Source organism: Gordonia zhaorongruii (assembly GCF_007559005.1).
In the GTDB taxonomy this organism is placed as follows: Bacteria; Actinomycetota; Actinomycetes; order Mycobacteriales; family Mycobacteriaceae; genus Gordonia; species Gordonia zhaorongruii.
Window position 1 is genome coordinate 12694 of the sequence record NZ_CP041763.1, and the last position, 17245, is coordinate 29938.

Consider the following 17245-nt stretch of genomic DNA (forward strand, 5'->3'; position numbering starts at 1 on the left):
AGGTCGTTTACCTGCCGTTTTGGTAACTTTCGCCGCGTCGGGTAATCTTCAGTCTCGGTTCACGGGCCTATAGCTCAGGCGGTTAGAGCGCTTCGCTGATAACGAAGAGGTCGGAGGTTCAAGTCCTCCTAGGCCCACCGATCCAGACCCGCTCGGATTCGTCCGAGCACCCGGGGCCTTAGCTCAGTTGGTAGAGCGCCGCCTTTGCAAGGCGGATGTCAGGAGTTCGAATCTCCTAGGCTCCACAAAAAAGATAAATGTCCGGTCCCACTCATTGAGTGGGACCGGATTTTTCGTGATCCGATGTACGGATCGTCAGTGCGAGCACCGTGTGTTCGGGCTCCTGTTATGCGGGCGCTGGTGCTCGACGCGATGGCTGCTCGCGATCCGGTGGCCGGGTTGAGCGTGACAGCGGTGTCCACGGCGGTTGCGTCAGGTGATGCGCGCAGCGCCTCCTCAGGTTGAGTTGCCACGACGAGACTCCGTCCGTGGCTACGCTGGATTAATGCGCAGTCCGAAACCTGGTAGTCCGAAGCCACCATGGTGGCTCAAGCCGATGAACAAGGTGCTCATGGCGGTCGACCGGCTGGGCGTACTGGGAACCAAGGGTCCGGCGGTTCTGACCGTGGTGGGACGCAAGTCGGGACAGCCGCGGTCGACGCCGGTCACGCCGATGGTCGTCGAAGGACGGCGGTACGTCGTCGGCGGATTTCCGGGTGCGGACTGGGTCCGCAATGCGCAGGCCAACCCCGAGGCGACGCTCGGTCAGGGTAAGCACGGCGAGCCCGTGCGGCTGGTCGAGATGTCGCCAGAGGAGGCCCGTCCGCTGCTGCGACAGTTTCCGACTCTGGTGCCCACTGGAATCGAGTTCATGAAGAGCGCAGGCCTCGTCACCGAGGGAACGCCCGACGAGTTCGAAGAGCTGGCTGGACGCTGCGCGGTCTTCCGGATCGATACGCGCGAGTGAGAGGCCGTGAATCGCCGGGTCCGAAGCGGCATACGCTCATCGCTCAGAACATCAGATGAATGCGACGGCTCGCCGAAATGAATTACCGACCGCGCTGAGTAAAACAGATCCTCCGGAAATGTGGCGGCTGCTTTCGTGAATCGGGAACTGTGGAGTATCTCACTGAGCCGACCGCTGTCATCCGATCAGACGATCAGCCAACATTATGGGAATGATGTCGGGGTTCGTGAATCAATGGAAATGCCTGCCGGGCGAATGGATCTCATGGTCCCCGGATGAGGCGACGCGCGATGCGATGAGGAAGGCGCCCGACCTGGGCGTTGATACATCGTTCATCCAGGCGGACCATCTCCGGAGCGGAGTCGAGGGCGAGGCGTGCACTCGACGACTGGTCTTCACCACATTCACGATTCACGACACCTTCGACGAAGACGTGATCAGGTCCGTATTCAATGCTTTTGTCCGGTCTCACGAGTCGTTCCACACGGCATTTCCGGTTTCAGATCACCTGCGGCCCGAGGGGCGCACCCTGGCGCCGGAACAGATCGAGCTGACGGTCTCGGCGACGTCGAACGATCACCCGGGAGTGACCGTCAAAGAGCATCTGATGGAGCACGTCCCGGGCCTGGAGGATTGGGCGGCGTTCGAGTTCGCCGTCACCGGGATCGAGTATGCAGGCGAGGACGCAGACGATCCGCACTTCGAGGTCGTGATCGCTGCGGATCACATGTTCACAGACGGTGTCTCGCAGGCGATCACCTTCTTCGAGATCCTGTCGCGCTACTCGGCAGCACGGGAGGGAGTGCCGTACTCGGGCGCTCCGGTGCGTCCGTACCCGGAGTTCTGCGCGGAGCAGCGGGCGCTCGTGGACACCCTCACTCCGGAGCACCCGGCCGTACGGCAGTGGCAGGAGGTGGTGGACCGCGCCGGCGGCATGCCGCAGTTCCCGCTACCGCTCGGTTTGGAGCCGGAGGAGTCGGCACCCGGCAGGATTCTGGTGCACACGTCGTTCGTCGACGCCGACAAAACGACCCGGTTCGCGAAGGCCGCTAAGCAGGCCGGCGCCAACATGGGCAGTGCGTTGCTCGCGGTGCTCGGTCAGGTGCACTGCGAGCTGTCGGGGGAGGAGCTGTTCACCATGCTCGTTCCGCGCTCCGATCGCTCGGCGTCTGGCGACGCCATGGCGGTCGGTTGGTACGTGACGCTCGTGCCCGTGCAGTTCAACGCCAGGGGCTCGTTCGAACAAGTGGTGGCGAACGCCCACGAGGCGATGAACGCAGCCAAGCAGCTGGAGCGGGTGCCGGTGTTCCCGGTGATCGATCTACTCGCCGACGATCCATCGTTTCCCGTGAAACATGGCTTCGCGGCACCGATGCTGTCGTACGTCGACGTGTCCCGTGTCCCGGGTGCGGAACTGGCTCGGCAGCACAACTTCTCGGTGTACGCCAACGCCACGCCGTCGCGCGAGGTGTTCACGTGGATCAATCGAGACGACTCGGGCCTGGACTTCAATGCGACGCACCCGGACACGGAAGAGGCGATCGCAGCGGTCGACGCCGTGTTTCAGGGGCTGCGCGACAAGATCGTCGACGTCGCTACGTGGAACGTCGACTCGCCACTCGCTGGGCAGCCCGAAGCGGTGCCGTCGCTCGTGTGAGGCTTCAGCGCCGGGAACTCACGGCGACGAGCACTCACCCTTGGCCGGCACCCCGCGAAGCCGTGCATCGAGCCACGATACGGCCTCCGGGTAACCGATGACGGCCGCCGACAGATGCTCGCCTGCCACCTCGCGGTACACCGCGTTCGCCCCGAGCTTGCACTGCTCCGCGTACAGATTTCGGGAGCCCTGCACGGGTATCCAGATCTCCTGACCACCGTGATAGATGTACAGCGGCAGGTCGGCTTCGGCGTCCGGCATCTTCGTCAGGTCGTAGACGCGACGTGCGGTCGGGGAGTTGAACGGGTCCTTGTTCTTGGACAGGATCTGCGCGGGTAGCAGGAACGGCGCGGCCATTCCGTAGTCCGATCCGCACGAGTTCTTCAGCGGCGACGTCGCAAGCCACTGCCCGAGATTGTTGGTCAGGTTCAGGATCTCCGGCCGCTCCCTGGCGACGCCGAGGGTGGCAGCGAGCATCACACCCGTCGCGATGTTGGCGTTCATGGCCTGGGCCAGGAGCCGGAAATCCGCCGGCACTCCACCGAGGGCGGCGCCCACCATCCGACCCTTCAGATCTGGCGCGTACTCGCCGAGTACTTTCGCGGCGCCGTTGGTGGCGATGGCCCCACCGGAGTAGCCGGTCATCGCGACCCGGCCCTTCGCGTATCGCTTCGGCTTGTACTTCGCCTCTGCACGGACGGAATCGAGAACGATGCGTCCAGCGAGCTCGGTGTCCGCGTACGACTGCCGCGGCCCCTCGTGGTCGGGCACGACCACGGTGTACCCGCGGGCGAGGGCCAACTGGGTCGTGGGCGGGAAGAGGTCGGTCTGGTTCGTCTTGTCGGACCAACCGTGAGCGAGGGTGTAGCCGGTCGTGCACTCGGTGCCGACACCGTTGATCGGGACGTTGTTCACCAGGATCGGTCGTGGACCCTTGCCCTTCCACGGGGCGCGGGGTTCGATGACTGTCGCCGTCCCGAAGATGGGCTGGTTCTGTACATCGGTGGAACGGAACTTGAGCATGCGTGCGCTGCGGATCGGGACGGTGACCAGGAATCCGGTCGTCCGCGCGACGTCTCGGGTGGCCAGAATGTCGCCGGGCTCTCGCTTCTCCAAGCCCCTCGGCCAGCGGTCGAACATCGGATCACCGACCGGGTCGGGCATGATCGCGTCGCGCAACTCTAGAGTGGCGCGGTCGTAGCCCGGTGCACGCGAGCGCTGGGGGATGCGCTTCGAGCGCGGGTAGGGCGCGGGCGGGACGACCTTGTCGACACCGTCGACGACCGCACCCGGTAATGGGCGAAGATTCGGGGGAGTACTCGACGGCTCGGCACGAGCGAGGCCGGCCGCGGCGCTCATCAGCATCACCGCGGCGACGGCGCTGGCACCAGCGCGGGTCGCAGACCGGCTCATACTTTGTGACCTTAGGCCGATGACCCCAGGCGACCGCAAGAGTTTTCCAGGTATCGGTTCGGGAACGGTCGGGGTGTGGTGGGCGTGGTTTCGACACGCGTCCTCGGCTGGCGCCTCGGTCGCGGCTCAACCATCGAGGGGAGAGCGAGGCATAGCCGTCGAGGGGGAATCCGGCTCAACCATCGAGGGGAGAGCGGAGGCATAGCCGTCGAGGGGGAATCCGGCTCAACCATCGAGGGGGAGGGGTGGAAGGGCGGCGTTCAGTACGCCATCGGGGACTCCGGGCCGAGTGTGCTGATCCGGCGCAGGTGGGTGCGCCGAGCGAGGCGGATCACCGGACGGATCAGCATCTGGACGCTGCCGATGAGGAACAGCCACGTTCCGATCGTCAACGTCGACTCGGAGAAGAAGAGCACACTGCCTACGACGAACCACAGGCCCAGAAGAATGTCGTTCGCGATGCTGGCGAGTTCGTAGCGGCCACTGATGACCAGTTCTTCCCTGCCCAGACGGATGTCGACAGAGCTGTCGTCCGGCAGTGGTTCACGGGTCTTCATGAGGTCTCCTCGCGCTACGTCAGCCATTCCCTGGTGTACAGGTCCTGCCACCGCACATCGATGTTCTCGCGTGCCGGCCGGCTCGTATCGCGACCGAGTGTCGAGATCAGAACGGCTTCGACGGCGTCCCGCACCTGGTTGGAGTGCCCGACCAGATCGTCGGAGTACTTCGCGATCAATCCGATCCGGATTCCGTCGAGTTCGTCGGCCTCGCCGTCGAGGTACGCGGCCACCACGAGTCGGCCGAGCGAGCGACGGATCCGGACGGCGATCATCTGCTTGACGATGCGATCGCTCACCCAGATGCCGCGCCCGTCGGTCGCGAGTCTGCGCGCCGGACGACGGATCCGTTTGAGACCGGACGAGATCGACGTGATGAGACGCTCGACGTCGCTGTCGGGTTCGTCGATCTCACGGGTCGCTGCGACCAGCCAGGCATCGGTCCGATCGTTCTCGTCGCTGTCGCGAACATCGCTCATCTCCGACCCCCCTCCCCGGTCGTCGCTTCATCGTCTGGTCCGGCTTCGTGCGGCGGAGCCGTCCCTCCAGGCTGCCACGGCGCGAGCCGGGTGAGCAGGAACTTACGACTGCGTTGCAGGTGACCGCGTACCGAACCACTGCTGATCCGGAGTACCTGGGAGATCTCGTTCAACGACATGCCCTCGACTTCCCGGAGCCACCACGCGGCGCGTGACATGTGAGGAAGGTTCTGGAGCTCGTCGCGCAGAGCGTCCCACAGGAGCGAGCTCTCGGCGGATTCCGCCGGCAGCGGCCCGGCCGACTCGAGCTCGGCGAACCGTTCGGCGGTGGTCGGCACGTCGTGCATCCGCCGATAGTGGTCGACGGCCTTCCGGTGGCCGATCCGGAACATCCATGTGCGGAATGAACTGCGGAAACCGAAGTCGGGTAAGCCCTTCCAGGCATCGACCAGCGTCTCCTGCGACAGGTCCTCGGCGGTCTGCGGGTCGTTGACCATGCGTCGCATGTACCTCAGCAGACTCGGCGACATTCGCTGCACGAGCACAGCGAACGCCTCGGTGTCGCCGACAGCGGCGGCACCGGCGAGTTCGTCATCATCCAGCTCGGCGAGAGGTAACATCTCCGTGTGAGCGAGATCACGCTCATTCATCCGTGCAACTTCCGATTCTCAATACGACTGACCTTACACACGGATCACGAAAGGACTCGGCGGAAGTCGAGCGAGGGGGGTCGTGATCCGTGTACACACTTGGGAATCACCTATGGACGAAGGAGTTCGAGTGTCTGACACCGTAACCACCAAGAAGGCATCCGCCGACAGCGCGACCGCCGCACCGTCGCCGGATGCGTCGTCCAAGGGCAGTGAGGTGGCGCGTCGCAGCACCGCGGCCGCCCCGGACCGCGGCCGGACGTCGATCGCCGATATCGTCGTCGCGAAGATCGCGGGCATCGCTACTCGGGAGATCGACGGAGTCCACGATGTGGGCGGCACCAGTGAGCGCATGGTCGGCAAGGTCCGTGACGTGCTCCCGGGCACCACGGTCAGCGCCACCCAGGGCATCGCAGTGGAGGTCGGCGAGCGCCAAGCCGCCGTCGACATCTCGATCGTCGCCGAGTACGGCGTCGCCATCCATCAGCTGGCAGCGGCCATCCGCCGCAACGTCATCACCGCCATCGAGCAGATGACCGGTCTGGAGGTGACCGAGGTCAACGTGACCGTTCACGACGTCGTCTTCGGTGACGAGGAAGAAGAGAGCGAAGCACCGCGGCGGGTTCAGTGATGTCTCCGCACGACGCGCACGACGCGCTGCCGCCGGCCGATCCCGGGTCGCTCGCCGACACCGTGGCCGAGGCGGCGCTCGCGGTGCCCGGCGTGACCGAGCTCCACCCGGGGCTGTTCGGAGAGGTGGCGACCTACTTTCCCGGTCGCCGGGTCGCCGGGGTCGCGCTCCGCGATGAGGACGGGGAGGTCCACATCGTCGCCGACGTCACGTCCGACCTGCAGGCGGTAGCCGCGCAGGTGAGGGACATCGCCGAAAAGCTGACCGGGCTGCAGATCGCTGTCACGGTGGAGGACATCACCATGGGCCCGACGTCCGTGACGAATGGAGTGACGACCAATGAATAACGCAGTTATCGGATTGTTCGCGGGACTGCTCCTGGCGATCGCCGCGGCCACCGGAGGCTTCTGGGGATTCATCCTCGCCGTGCTGCTCGGTGTCGTCGGACTCGTCCTCGGTCTGCACCGCGACGGCGTGGTGGATCTCGGGGCCCTGCTGCGAAGCCGGAGCCGTGGCTGAGGCGTCTGTCGCCGAAGCGGTCGGCGCCGCAGCGGCGAACCTACGAGAACCAGATCATCGGGGCGACCTGATCATCGCGGATCGGGCCATCGAGAAGGTGGCGCTGCACGCGGCACTGGAGGTGCCCGGCGTGGTCGAACGTCAGGGAGCCGTCGGATCGCTGCTCGGTTCGGCGGGGCGATCCCTGACCGGACCCGGTCTGCCGCGGACGGCGGTGGACTCGACCGGATCAGCGCGCAGACTCGCCGTGACCGTCGCTCTCGAATGGCCGTGCCGCATCACCGACGTGTGCTGCCAGGTGCGCTCCGCCGTTGCCGACGAGGTCGAGTATTTCAGCGGTGTGCGTCCGCTCCGTGTGGATGTGACGGTGGGGCAACTCGTTCCCCGCGGGGAGATCACACGTCGCAAGAAGGGGTACGTCGACCTTCCGTCGCCCGGACCGGCTGTCGCCGAGGACCGAATCGACGACCGAGACGACCGACGAGCCGAGGAATCGGGGATTGAGTCATGACCGAGTCGTTGAACGATTCGCGCGTCGACGAACGTCCGGCGACCGCGGACACCGCAGCCGGACGCGTCTTCACGCCGTCCGCCGCTCCGGCTGCAGCAGTCATCGGAGCGCTCACCGGAGTGGCGCTACTCGTCCTGTGCGCCATCGCCGTTCGTGATCTCGTGGTGCAGGCCGGATGGCTCGACAGCGACGAATGGCTGCTGGGGGCCGCCGACTGGGTTGCCGACATCTCGTGGCACGAGTGGATGTGGCCCGCCGCGATCGCTGCGCTCATCGTCGGTCTGGCGATGCTGTGGGCAGCCGTGAAGCCGCGTCGGCACACGCACATTCGGATGGCGGATCACGAGGTGATCTGGACCCGCCGGGTGGATGTGGCGCGCCGCATCAGCGCGGCGGTGTCGGACCTGTCCGGCGTCGATCATGCGACAACTGTCGTCAAGCGCCGCAAGGTCACCTGTCGGGTGATCGGACGCGAGTCGGTCATCGACCGCGCCCGCGTGCAGCAGACGGTCGAAAGCGTGATCGACAACGTGGCGATCTCACCGCGCGCCGTGGTGCGCATCGCCTCCAGCCACGGTGGCCGTACCAAGGGGGACCGAGCCAAGTGAACCGTCTGCCCGCAATCTTTCACCGCCTCTCCGTCGGGCTGGTCGCGCTGCTGCTCATCGTGGTCGGCGGCGGCACCGTCGCCTGGCGGACCGGCCTCGACCCGATCGCCGACTGGATCGAGCGCATCGACGCCGGTGCGATCGGCCGCTTCGCTCATGAGAACTGGTGGACGTTCGTCGTCATCGGAGTCGCCGTTCTCGCGCTCGTGTGGGGGCTCTCGCTGATTCGCTCGGTGATCCGGCCCGGTTCGGTCACCGACCTGGAGCTCGACGGGTCCGACGAGACCGGCACCATGATCGTCGCGCCGAAGCAGATCGCGAACGCGGTCGCCGACGAGCTGTCCGCTCATCCGATCTTCGACAAGGTCAGTGCGAAGGCGGTGAACGATCGGTCACGCGACATGATCCGACTGGAGGTCACTGCACGGCCCACCCGTTCCATCGCCGAGATGTCGGTACCCGTCGGCGACGCCACCGATGCGATCCGTGACGCGGTAGCCGGTACGGACATGCACGTTCAGGCTCTCGTGCACCTCGAGAAGCCGAAGGCGCCGAAGCACTGACCGGCACCCCGGGACGGGCACTGCGATGCTGCTCGCTGTTCCGACGCAGTTCACTCGCATGATGCCGTCGCGTGAACCGGCCTCCATAAAGTCGCCTGCGTATCCGCCCAGCCCATTGGCGGACTTGTCTTACGTGGAGGACCTTCATGCGAATTCCGTTGCAGCTGTTCGTGTCCGGTGGAGACGATCTCGGCCGGTCCTCCCGGTCGCGCGTCACGTGTCGATACAAGTGCGGCGAGGCGTGCTGGCACGAGCCGGGCAACAAGAGCGACAACGCGTACTTCCGTGATGTCGCCCGTGCGGCCATCTCCCGACGAACCATGCTCCGCGGGTCCGTCGGTGCGGTGGTCGCGGTCGGTGCGACGTCGGCCCTGGCGGCATGCGGCGATGACGGGGCCACGGTCGGGTCGAGCAGTTCCGCGTCGCCGAGCGGTGGCCCGCTCAAGGGCATGAACTTCGAGCCGATCGCGCCGAACACCGAAGACGCGCTGAAGATCCCGAACGGCTACAAGCAGAAGGTCGTGATCCGCTGGGGCGACCCGGTGGTACCCGGCGCGCCCGCGTTCGATTTCGACAACCAGACACCTGAAGCACAGGAACGGCAGTTCGGATTCAACAACGACTTCGCCGGGCTGATCCCGGTCGACGGTCAGCCGAACCACTTCTACCTCGTGTGCAATCAGGAGTACACGTCCGAAGAGTTCATGTTCAAGGGCTACAAGGAGAAGGAGCCGACCGAGCGTCAGGCCCGAGTCTCCATGGCAGCACACGGAATCACCGTTCTCGAGGTGCAGGGCTCGGATGCTGACGGGGCACTCACCCCGATCGTCGGACCGCGTAACCGGCGCATCACCGCGAGCACGCCGTTCCGGCTGACCGGTCCTGCCGCAGGCACCGACCTGGTGCGGACGGCGGCGGACCGTGGCGGCAATCGCATCCTCGGCACCATCGCCAACTGCTCGGGCGGAATCACCCCGTGGGGCACCATGCTGTCGGGCGAGGAGAACTACAACAACTACTTCCAGAATGCGAGCAAGGTCAAGGACAAGACCGCGGCCGCGCACCTGGAGCGCTACGGCTTCGAGGACGACGCCGACTACCACCAGTGGGGCCGCTTCGACCCCCGTTTCGATCTGGAGAAGGAGCCCAACGAGGCGAACCGTTTCGGGTACGTCGTCGAGGTGGATCCGCACGATCGGGAGTCGACGCCGCTCAAGCACTCCGCACTCGGCCGGCTCAAGCACGAATCGGCGAACATCCATGTGGTGAAGGAAGGTTCGGCGGCCGGCACCGTCGTCGCGTACACCGGTGATGACGAGAAGTTCGAGTACATCTACAAGTTCGTCTCGAGCCGGAAGATGCAGGACGGCAACTCGCCGGGGGCCCGGCGGCACAACATGGGCATCCTCACCGAGGGCACCCTCTACGTCGCCAGCTTCTCGAGCGACAGACCGACCACCGTGGAGAACGCGGCCGGCAGCGGCACGTGGCACAAGCTGATGACGGTGAAGGCGGACGGGTCGGCCCAGTCGCACATAAAAGGCATGACCGCGGCCGAGGTGGCCGTCTACACCCGCGAGGCCGCCGACAAGGCGGGCGCCACCAAGATGGATCGTCCCGAGGACATCGAGCCGCACCCGTTCACCGGCAAGGTGTACTGCGCCCTCACCAACAACGACGACCGCGGTACCGACGGTGAGGACGGGCCGAACGCGGCCAATCCGCGCAAGGAGAACAAGAGCGGTCAGATCCTCGAGATGACCGATAACCACGCGGGCGAGGACTTCGCCTGGGACTTGCTGCTGGTGTGCGGCGATCCGAAGAGCGCCGACACCTATTACGGCGGCTTCGACAAGGATCAGGTCAGTCCGATCTCGTGCCCGGACAATGTGGCATTCGATCCGCACGGCAACCTGTGGATCTCCACCGACGGCAATGCACTCGACGCCAACGACGGACTGTTCGCCGTCGGGCTCGACGGCGACCGGCGCGGTGAGACGAAGCAGTTCCTCACGGTGCCGCGTGCCGCCGAGACCTGCGGCCCGATCATCGAGGACAAGCGTGTCGTGGTCTGCGTCCAGCATCCCGGCGAGGAGGACGACTACTCGGCGGATCGGCCGTTCTCGCACTGGCCGGATGGCGGCTCGTCGCAGCCGCGTCCGGCGGTGGTCGCGGTGTGGCGCGACGGGGGTGGATCCATCGGAGTCTGACTCACGCCGGGCGCGGTGCCGCTAGGCGGTGGCGCGAACAGCGGAACGAACAGCGCCGCACCCGATTCGGGTGCGGCGCTCGTTGTTCGGGGGTGGATCTGCCCAGCGGATCAGATGAGGATCCAGAGGTACGCGATCAGGCCGAGCACCAGGAAGACGATCCACAGCCAGCCCACGATGATCGCCGCGTGGGCGAACTCCCAGCCGACGGTGCCCTCGCGCTCGCACCGCTCGCGTTCGCGGTAGCCGAGCCAGAGACCGATCGGCGACGTGATGCCCAGACCGGACAGCACGAGGGCGACGATCGCCATCACGTTGACGTCGTCGGTTCGGCGGGCGGTCGTCTTAGAACTCGCCACAGGCTTCTCCTTAGCGGGCGCACCGGTGGCCCTGGCGGTCCCGGCTGCTGCCGTAGCCGCAGATGCCTCGGCGGCACGTGTGTTCGACGAAGTGCGGGATCCCGGGACCGCTGAGTAAGCGAGCTTGGGCTCGCTCGCCTCGGGTGCGGCGGTGGGCTTAGAAGCCTCCGCGAAACGGGCGCCGGCGGTCCCGGGGCGGGGAGTCGAGCCGGACGCGCCATCACCCCGAGCGATCAGCGGGTTCGCGCTTTGCGGCGGCCGCGATCCAGGCATGGCGGGCCCCGGTGCACCGGAACCCCGTGCACCGGAACCCGGTGCGCTGGGTCCCGGCGGGCGAGTCGCCTGGGGACCGGAGCTCTTGGGATCGGAGTTCCGGGAACCTGGTCCCTGGGGAGCCGCACCCTGGGGAGCCGAACTCTGGGCACCCCGGCTTTGCGGGTCGGGACCAGGTGCCCGGGGAGGAGGTGCAGGGGGACCATTCGGTCCGGGCCGAGTCGGGCCCGGGCCGTCGGGGCGGCGCGTGACCGGCGCCGGGCCGGACGGCGGTGATGGAACGGGTTTGGCGGGGGCCTGCGACCGCGACCCCGGGCTGCCGGCACGCGGGACGTTGGGTTCGCTGCCTTGCGGGGGACGTGGCGGCTGACCGGACGGGCCGGGCCTGCCTGCACCTGCGGGCGGAGGAGTACCTGGACCGGGCCGCCGTACGTTGGGGCCGCTCACGTCCGGACGGGGCGGCACCGGAGCCGCACCGGAGACGGGCGCTTCGGGGCGGCGTTCCCACGGTGGCGGTGCCATCCCGGAACTGTTGTCGGGGCGCTGCGGGGCAGAAGGCTGCGACGCGCGAGGCTGCGACCCGGGAGGCCGCGACTCAGAAGAGGGAGACGCAGGAGAGCGGGAATCCCGGGACGAGGATTCACCAGATGGCGGTTCGCGGCGCGGATCGTCGGAGGGCACGATTACAAAATACCTGCTGCGTCGGCGCTATCCGGGGAGGCGAGGTCCTCGATGCGCGGAACAGTCGGCGAAACGGGTGGATGCTCGGTCCGCGCGCGCCGTGCCACGATGACGACGGCCGCGAGTACGAGGAACAGCACGGATCCGGTGGCCACGAGAGGTTTGTTGCGCATCACTCCAGGTTGCCAGTTGATTCGCCCATACGCCAATGAAGCGACTCGTGCTCCGGCGGATACCGGTGAGCCACCGGCAAGTCGCCGGAACATGGTTGTATGGAAACCGTGAGTGATCAGAAAAATACCGCGACCCTGCACACCAATCGCGGAGACATCATCATCGAACTCTTCCCCAACCACGCGCCGAAGACCGTCGCGAACTTCGTCGGCCTGGCCGACGGATCCAAGGATTACACCGAGAAGAACGCCAAGGGCGAGGACAGCGGGCCGTTCTACGACGGCGCGATCTTCCACCGCGTGATCGCGGGCTTCATGCTTCAGGGCGGCGACCCGACCGGAACGGGTCGTGGCGGCCCGGGCTACAAGTTCGAGGACGAGTTCCACCCGGAACTCCAGTTCGATCGCCCGTACCTGCTCGCGATGGCCAACGCCGGACCGGGCACCAACGGCTCGCAGTTCTTCATCACCGTCGGCGCAACCCCGCACCTGAACCGTCGCCACACCATCTTCGGTGAGGTCAAGGATTCGGCGTCGCAGGGCGTCGTCGACGCCATCGGGGCCGCACCGACCGGCCCGGGCGATCGTCCCGTCGAGGACGTCGTCATCGAGAGCATCGAGCTGAGCTGACACCGGCTTCCAGGTGAATCAGGCCTGCTACCTGCACCCCGACCGCCCCACCGCGCTGTCATGCACGCGGTGCGGGCGGTCGGCCTGCCCGGAATGCCTTCGCCCCGCATCAGTCGGACAGCATTGCGTCGACTGCGTTGCGGAGGCGAATGCGACGACACGGGTCTCCGGTCCGACGATGACCGTCGGGCGCCGCGTGACACCGGTCGTCACCTATGCACTGATCGCGATCAACGTCGTGGTCTTCGCCGCGTGCATGCTTCAGGCGCGCGGCACCGATCTCAGATTCTCGCCGATCTACCGCGAGGGCGTGCTGATCACCGGTGGCGGTTTCGAGAACGAGTACTGGCGTCTGATCACGTCGGGATTCCTGCATCAGAGTGTGATGCACGTGGCCGTGAACATGATCTCGCTGTACATCATCGGCGCCGAGTTGGAGAAGGTCCTCGGCCGGAACCGCTATCTCGCCATCTACCTGATCGGGCTCCTGGGCGGCAGTGCCGCCGTGATGGCACTCGAACACTCGCCGACTCTGACTGCCGGTGCGTCCGGCGCGATCTACGGGCTCATGGGCGCCCTGTTCGTCCTGCTGCTGCGGATCAAGGCGCCGGTGACCACGGTCGTGGTGCTGATCGCCGTCAACCTCGTCATCTCGATCAGCATCCCCAACATCTCCTTGCTGGGGCATCTCGGCGGTCTCGTCTTCGGAGCCGCTGCAGCGGGTGCGGTGCTGTGGCTGCCGGTTAAGATCCTGCCGCCGGAGCGTCGCACCAAGGCGTCCGTCGACCGGTTCGGCTGGTACGGGCTGCTGGTGCTCGCGGTGATCGCTCTCGCGATCGGGGCCGGCATCGGAGTCGGTTCCAGCGTCTGATCCCAGGCCGATCAGCCGACGGTGAACCCGGCGTTCCGCAGTTCGTCCGCGACTCCACGCGGGTCGTCGCCGAGGTCCCATCGCCCGAACACCACGAGCTTGTCGTCGAAGAGGTCGAGCATCAACTGCTTGTTCCGTGCGCCGAGCCGCCGCGTCTCGAGCACGCTGATCCGTTCGACGTCGTCCGGCGTCAGCTCGAGGCTGCCGGAGATCGTCCGGACGGCGAGCGTCGGTCCGGGACGCAAGGCGAGCCGGGGTCTGCGGATCAGCGCGATCGCGCCGGCCACGATCAGTCCGAGTGCGGCGACTGAGATGAACACCATCGCAGGCGGCTCGGTGTAGCTCGCGGCGGCTGCCGCGGCGAGCGCGATGCCGGCTCCGACGAGTGCGACACCGGCCGCGACCGGCGTCGACCACTCCTTCTGCTCAGACTTCATCTCGTTGCTCTCCAGAGTTATCCACAGGAGTTATCCACAATGTGTATGAATTACACACATGTAATTCCCCATTGTGGACGGAATCGCGGGAGCGCTTGCGGGCGCTCGACTCGCTGGTTCCGGTCCTAGCGCCAGCCCATGGTCATGAGCAGGCCCACGACCATGAACCCGAATCCGATGAGCATGTTCCACGGACCGAGATCGGCCATCCAGTTCAGGAACTTGCCCTCGCCGCCGTAGGTGCTGGCTGACGCACCGAGGTAGTAGACGAGCAGCCACACGAGACCGAGCAGCATCAGACCGAACATGACGGACTGGTAGACGACGCCCGACGGGCCCGCCTTGACCTTCACCGGGGTGCGGCTAGCGCTGTTGACAGTGTAGTCGGTCTTCTTCCGGACTTTTGACTTCGGCATGCCCTCCACGGTATCCCAGCCGCACCGCCGTCTGCGAAAACGATAGCCTTGATCGGTGCGCATCCTCGTCATCGACAATTACGACAGCTTCGTCTACAACCTGGTCCAGTACCTGGGCCAGCTCGGTGTCGAGGCCGTCGTCTGGCGCAACGACGACCCGCAGCTCGACGATCTGACGAAGGTCGTCGACGATTTCGACGGCATCCTCCTGAGCCCGGGCCCGGGCACCCCGGACCGGGCGGGTGTGACCGTGCCGATCGTCTCGGTGGCCGCGCAGGCGAAGACGCCGTTGCTCGGTGTGTGCCTGGGACATCAGGCGATCGGTGAGGCGTTCGGCGGCACCGTCGACCGCGCACCCGAGCTGCTGCACGGTAAGACCTCACTGGTGAATCACAGCGGACGCGGAGTCCTCGCCGGCCTGCCGGATCCGTTCGTCGCCACCCGCTACCACTCGCTGACGGTTCGGCCCGAGACCGTTCCGGCCGAGCTGGAGGTCACCGGCAGTACCGATACGGGTGTCGTCATGGCGATGATGCACCGCGAGCTGCCCATTCACGGTGTGCAGTTCCACCCGGAGAGCGTGCTCACTCAGGGCGGGCACCGCATGTTGGCGAACTGGCTGCACGTGTGCGGATTCGACGTACCCGAAGCGCGCGTCGCCCAGCTCGAGGCGCAGATGGCGAAAGCGCTCACCGGCACCGAGGCGACGCCGACGGCCGGCCTCTAGAAGAGGCTGGCCTTTCCGACGACCACGGTCACCGAGTCGTCCTTCTGCATCGTGCTGCCCGAGGCCGGCCGCTGCGACATGATCTTGCCGTCGTTGGGACTGGCGATCGGAACCTTGCGATCGGTGACGTTCAGCGTGTTGGAGTTCCAGCCGGCTTCGGAGAGCGCGTCCTGCGCCTCCTTGGGTGTCTTGCCCTTCAGGTCGGGCATGCTGAACTCGTTCCCGCGGGAGACGACGAGCTGAACCGTGCTGCCGACCTCGACCGACTGCCCGGAGTCGGGCGACGCACTGAGGACCCGGCCCTGCGGTTCGGACGAATCCGCCGATACCGTGGTCACGTCGAGGTCCATCTGCTCGAGCGCGGTGCGGGCATCGTCCTCGAACTGGCCGACCACGTCGGGCACGGTCACCTCCCGGGGACCGGTGCCTACGTACAGGACCACCGTGCTGGTGACGCTCGACGTGGTGTCGTTCTGCGGTGCCGTCCGCACCACCTTGTCGATCATCTGCGTGCTGGACTCGACCTGCTCGGTCTTGAACTTCTCGAAGCCGCGTCTCTTGAGGAGGCTCCTGGCCTCCTGAACGCTCTTCCCACGCACGTCCGGCACCGGACTTCGCTGCGGGCCGGACGAGATGTAGAGCGTCACCTCCGACCCCTCGGGCGTCGGCACGTCGTCGCCGGGCGCGGTGCGGGTGGCGAGACCACTGGCGATGTCCAGGCTCGATTCCCGCTGCTCCTTGACCTGGAAACCCGCTTGCTCGAGATTCGCGGTCGCGGCCTCGGCCGTCAGACCGGCCACCTTCGGCACCGGGATCGACGGTGCTGCGGATTCGTTGTTCCACGGTGACCATGCGACCAGGGCGCCGGCGAGAAGGGCGAGGATCGCGACCAGCGCGACGGCGACCCGCACCCCGCGGCGCTTGTGCACCGGCGTCGACCCGTCGTCGTCCTCCTCGGCCATCCGGTGCCGGGTGCGTCGTGCGGGCTCTGCTCCGGACCGCACCGCCCGCGGTGCCTCCAGAAGGTCGGTCTGCTCCTGGTCGGTCAGCAGCATCGGTGCGGACGGCTTACCGCCGGCCAGCACCTTGATCAGGTCCGACCGGAAGTCGGCGGCCGTCTGGTAGCGGTTGGCGGGGTTCTTGCTCATCGCCTGCATGACGATGGAATCCAGTTCCGGCGGAAGTTCGGGGCGGACCGACGACGGGCGACGCGGATCCTCGTGCACGTGCTGGTGGGCCACTGCGATCGGGGAGTCGCCGGTGAACGGGGGCTCCCCGGTGACCAGCTCGAACAGCACGCAGCCCATCGAGTAGATGTCGCTGCGAGGATCCACCTTGATGCCGCGTGCCTGCTCGGGTGACAGATACTGCGCGGTGCCCATCACGGCCGAGGTCTGCGTCATCGTGGCGGACGTATCGTCCATCGCACGCGCGATGCCGAAGTCCATCACCTTCACAGCGCCTGCCCGGTCGATCATCACGTTCGCGGGCTTCATGTCGCGGTGCACGATGCTCGCCCGGTGCGAGAAGTCCATCGCGGCCGCCACGTCGGCCATCCACGTCATCGCCTGCTTGGGCGCGATGACGCCGGAGGCGCGCAGCAGGTCGCGCAGGGTGTCACCGTCGACGTACTCCATGACGATGAAGGGCAGCGGCCCCTCGTCGGTCTCGGCTTCGCCGGTGTCGAAGACCTGGACGATGGACGGGTGGGTCAGTTTTGCCGCATTCTGTGCCTCACGCCGGAAGCGCAGGTAAAACGATGGGTCGCGGGCCAGGTCGGCTCGCAGCACCTTGATTGCGACGTCGCGGTGCAGCAACAGGTCGCGCGCGTACTGGACTTCGGACATGCCGCCGAAGCCGAGCGTTTCACCGAGCTCATACCGCTCGGACAGGTAATGCGGATCGTTCAACCG

The 17245-nt window shown here is 66.4% G+C and carries 21 protein-coding genes and 2 tRNA genes; 14 read left to right on the forward strand and 9 right to left on the reverse strand.

The genetic code is table 11. From position 1 onward, the window contains the following. Positions 1 to 63: 63 nt before the first annotated feature. The 4 genes from FO044_RS00050 to FO044_RS00065 all read left to right on the forward strand — a co-directional run bounded on the left by FO044_RS00050 (position 64) and on the right by FO044_RS00065 (position 2624). Positions 64 to 137: transfer RNA gene (locus FO044_RS00050), tRNA-Ile, on the forward strand. Positions 138 to 172: 35 nt separating this feature from the next. Beyond that, a tRNA-Ala gene (locus tag FO044_RS00055) sits at positions 173 to 245 on the forward strand. A gap of 311 nt (positions 246 to 556) precedes the next feature. Further along, a complete protein-coding gene (locus FO044_RS00060; RefSeq protein WP_244945781.1) occupies positions 557 to 967 on the forward strand; it encodes a nitroreductase family deazaflavin-dependent oxidoreductase in 411 nt (136 codons plus the stop codon). 211 nt (positions 968 to 1178) lie between these two features. Next, positions 1179 to 2624: a condensation domain-containing protein gene (locus tag FO044_RS00065; RefSeq protein ID WP_132992637.1), complete on the forward strand. Its 1446-nt coding sequence runs from the start codon at positions 1179 to 1181 to the stop codon at positions 2622 to 2624. 18 nt (positions 2625 to 2642) lie between these two features. Here FO044_RS00065 and FO044_RS00070 read toward each other — a convergent pair whose 3' ends face one another. The 4 genes from FO044_RS00070 to FO044_RS00085 form a co-directional block, all read right to left on the reverse strand. Then, positions 2643 to 4037, reverse strand: coding sequence for a lipase family protein (locus FO044_RS00070; RefSeq protein WP_143965293.1), 1395 nt, complete (start codon positions 4035 to 4037; stop codon positions 2643 to 2645). A gap of 260 nt (positions 4038 to 4297) precedes the next feature. Next, positions 4298 to 4594 carry a YrhK family protein gene (locus FO044_RS00075; RefSeq protein WP_132992639.1) on the reverse strand — a complete coding sequence of 99 codons (297 nt, stop codon included), beginning with the start codon at positions 4592 to 4594 and terminating at the stop codon, positions 4298 to 4300. Between the two features lie 14 nt (positions 4595 to 4608). Next, entirely contained in the window at positions 4609 to 5073 is a 465-nt protein-coding gene (locus tag FO044_RS00080; protein WP_132992640.1) for a hypothetical protein, read from the reverse strand. Beyond that, positions 5070 to 5723, reverse strand: coding sequence for an RNA polymerase sigma factor (locus FO044_RS00085; RefSeq protein WP_132992641.1), 654 nt, complete (start codon positions 5721 to 5723; stop codon positions 5070 to 5072). The genes FO044_RS00080 and FO044_RS00085 overlap by 4 nt, the downstream gene beginning before the upstream one ends. A 130-nt stretch (positions 5724 to 5853) precedes the next feature. On the opposite strand from FO044_RS00085, the gene FO044_RS00090 reads away from it, so the two are divergent. From FO044_RS00090 to FO044_RS00120, 7 genes are all read left to right on the forward strand, one after another. Beyond that, complete coding sequence (locus FO044_RS00090; RefSeq protein WP_132992642.1) at positions 5854 to 6354, forward strand: Asp23/Gls24 family envelope stress response protein; 501 nt, start codon at positions 5854 to 5856, stop codon at positions 6352 to 6354. After that, positions 6354 to 6701 carry an Asp23/Gls24 family envelope stress response protein gene (locus FO044_RS00095; RefSeq protein WP_132992643.1) on the forward strand — a complete coding sequence of 116 codons (348 nt, stop codon included), beginning with the start codon at positions 6354 to 6356 and terminating at the stop codon, positions 6699 to 6701. Before FO044_RS00090 ends, FO044_RS00095 begins: the two co-directional genes overlap by 1 nt. Further along, on the forward strand, positions 6694 to 6873 hold the full coding sequence (locus FO044_RS00100; RefSeq protein WP_132992644.1) for a DUF2273 domain-containing protein: 180 nt from the start codon (positions 6694 to 6696) through the stop codon (positions 6871 to 6873). The genes FO044_RS00095 and FO044_RS00100 overlap by 8 nt, the downstream gene beginning before the upstream one ends. Then, on the forward strand, positions 6866 to 7384 hold the full coding sequence (locus FO044_RS00105; protein ID WP_132992645.1) for an Asp23/Gls24 family envelope stress response protein: 519 nt from the start codon (positions 6866 to 6868) through the stop codon (positions 7382 to 7384). Before FO044_RS00100 ends, FO044_RS00105 begins: the two co-directional genes overlap by 8 nt. Further along, positions 7381 to 7992, forward strand: a complete 612-nt coding sequence (locus FO044_RS00110; RefSeq protein WP_132992646.1) for a DUF6286 domain-containing protein — start codon at positions 7381 to 7383, stop codon at positions 7990 to 7992. Before FO044_RS00105 ends, FO044_RS00110 begins: the two co-directional genes overlap by 4 nt. Further along, the gene (locus tag FO044_RS00115) at positions 7989 to 8555 is read left to right on the forward strand and encodes an Asp23/Gls24 family envelope stress response protein (RefSeq protein ID WP_132992647.1); all 567 of its coding nucleotides are present in this window, start codon (positions 7989 to 7991) and stop codon (positions 8553 to 8555) included. The genes FO044_RS00110 and FO044_RS00115 overlap by 4 nt, the downstream gene beginning before the upstream one ends. Before the next feature lie 146 nt (positions 8556 to 8701). Then, positions 8702 to 10765 (forward strand): PhoX family protein, encoded by a 2064-nt coding sequence (locus tag FO044_RS00120; RefSeq protein WP_132992648.1) that lies wholly within the window; start codon positions 8702 to 8704, stop codon positions 10763 to 10765. A gap of 110 nt (positions 10766 to 10875) precedes the next feature. On the opposite strand, the gene FO044_RS14955 is transcribed toward FO044_RS00120, so the two are convergent. Next, positions 10876 to 11124 (reverse strand): DUF4190 domain-containing protein, encoded by a 249-nt coding sequence (locus FO044_RS14955; protein WP_165943057.1) that lies wholly within the window; start codon positions 11122 to 11124, stop codon positions 10876 to 10878. Positions 11125 to 12080: 956 nt separating this feature from the next. Then, the gene (locus tag FO044_RS14960; protein ID WP_165943058.1) at positions 12081 to 12251 is read right to left on the reverse strand and encodes a hypothetical protein; all 171 of its coding nucleotides are present in this window, start codon (positions 12249 to 12251) and stop codon (positions 12081 to 12083) included. Positions 12252 to 12350: 99 nt separating this feature from the next. On the opposite strand from FO044_RS14960, the gene FO044_RS00130 reads away from it, so the two are divergent. Continuing rightward, positions 12351 to 12881, forward strand: coding sequence for a peptidylprolyl isomerase (locus tag FO044_RS00130; RefSeq protein WP_132992650.1), 531 nt, complete (start codon positions 12351 to 12353; stop codon positions 12879 to 12881). A 178-nt stretch (positions 12882 to 13059) separates the two neighbouring features. Further along, on the forward strand, positions 13060 to 13752 hold the full coding sequence (locus FO044_RS00135) for a rhomboid family intramembrane serine protease (protein ID WP_132992651.1): 693 nt from the start codon (positions 13060 to 13062) through the stop codon (positions 13750 to 13752). Positions 13753 to 13763: 11 nt separating this feature from the next. Here the strand turns inward: FO044_RS00135 and FO044_RS00140 are convergent, their stop codons facing one another. After that, positions 13764 to 14189 (reverse strand): PH domain-containing protein, encoded by a 426-nt coding sequence (locus tag FO044_RS00140; protein ID WP_132992652.1) that lies wholly within the window; start codon positions 14187 to 14189, stop codon positions 13764 to 13766. Between the two features lie 125 nt (positions 14190 to 14314). Next, positions 14315 to 14605, reverse strand: coding sequence for a cell division protein CrgA (gene crgA, locus FO044_RS00145; RefSeq protein ID WP_132992653.1), 291 nt, complete (start codon positions 14603 to 14605; stop codon positions 14315 to 14317). 55 nt (positions 14606 to 14660) lie between these two features. On the opposite strand from crgA, the gene FO044_RS00150 reads away from it, so the two are divergent. Then, the gene (locus FO044_RS00150) at positions 14661 to 15332 is read left to right on the forward strand and encodes an aminodeoxychorismate/anthranilate synthase component II (protein WP_132992654.1); all 672 of its coding nucleotides are present in this window, start codon (positions 14661 to 14663) and stop codon (positions 15330 to 15332) included. Here the strand turns inward: FO044_RS00150 and pknB are convergent. Then, on the reverse strand, positions 15329 to 17242 hold the full coding sequence (gene pknB, locus FO044_RS00155; protein ID WP_132992655.1) for a Stk1 family PASTA domain-containing Ser/Thr kinase: 1914 nt from the start codon (positions 17240 to 17242) through the stop codon (positions 15329 to 15331). The two genes, FO044_RS00150 and pknB, sit on opposite strands and share 4 nt — an antisense overlap. Positions 17243 to 17245: the final 3 nt, after the last annotated feature.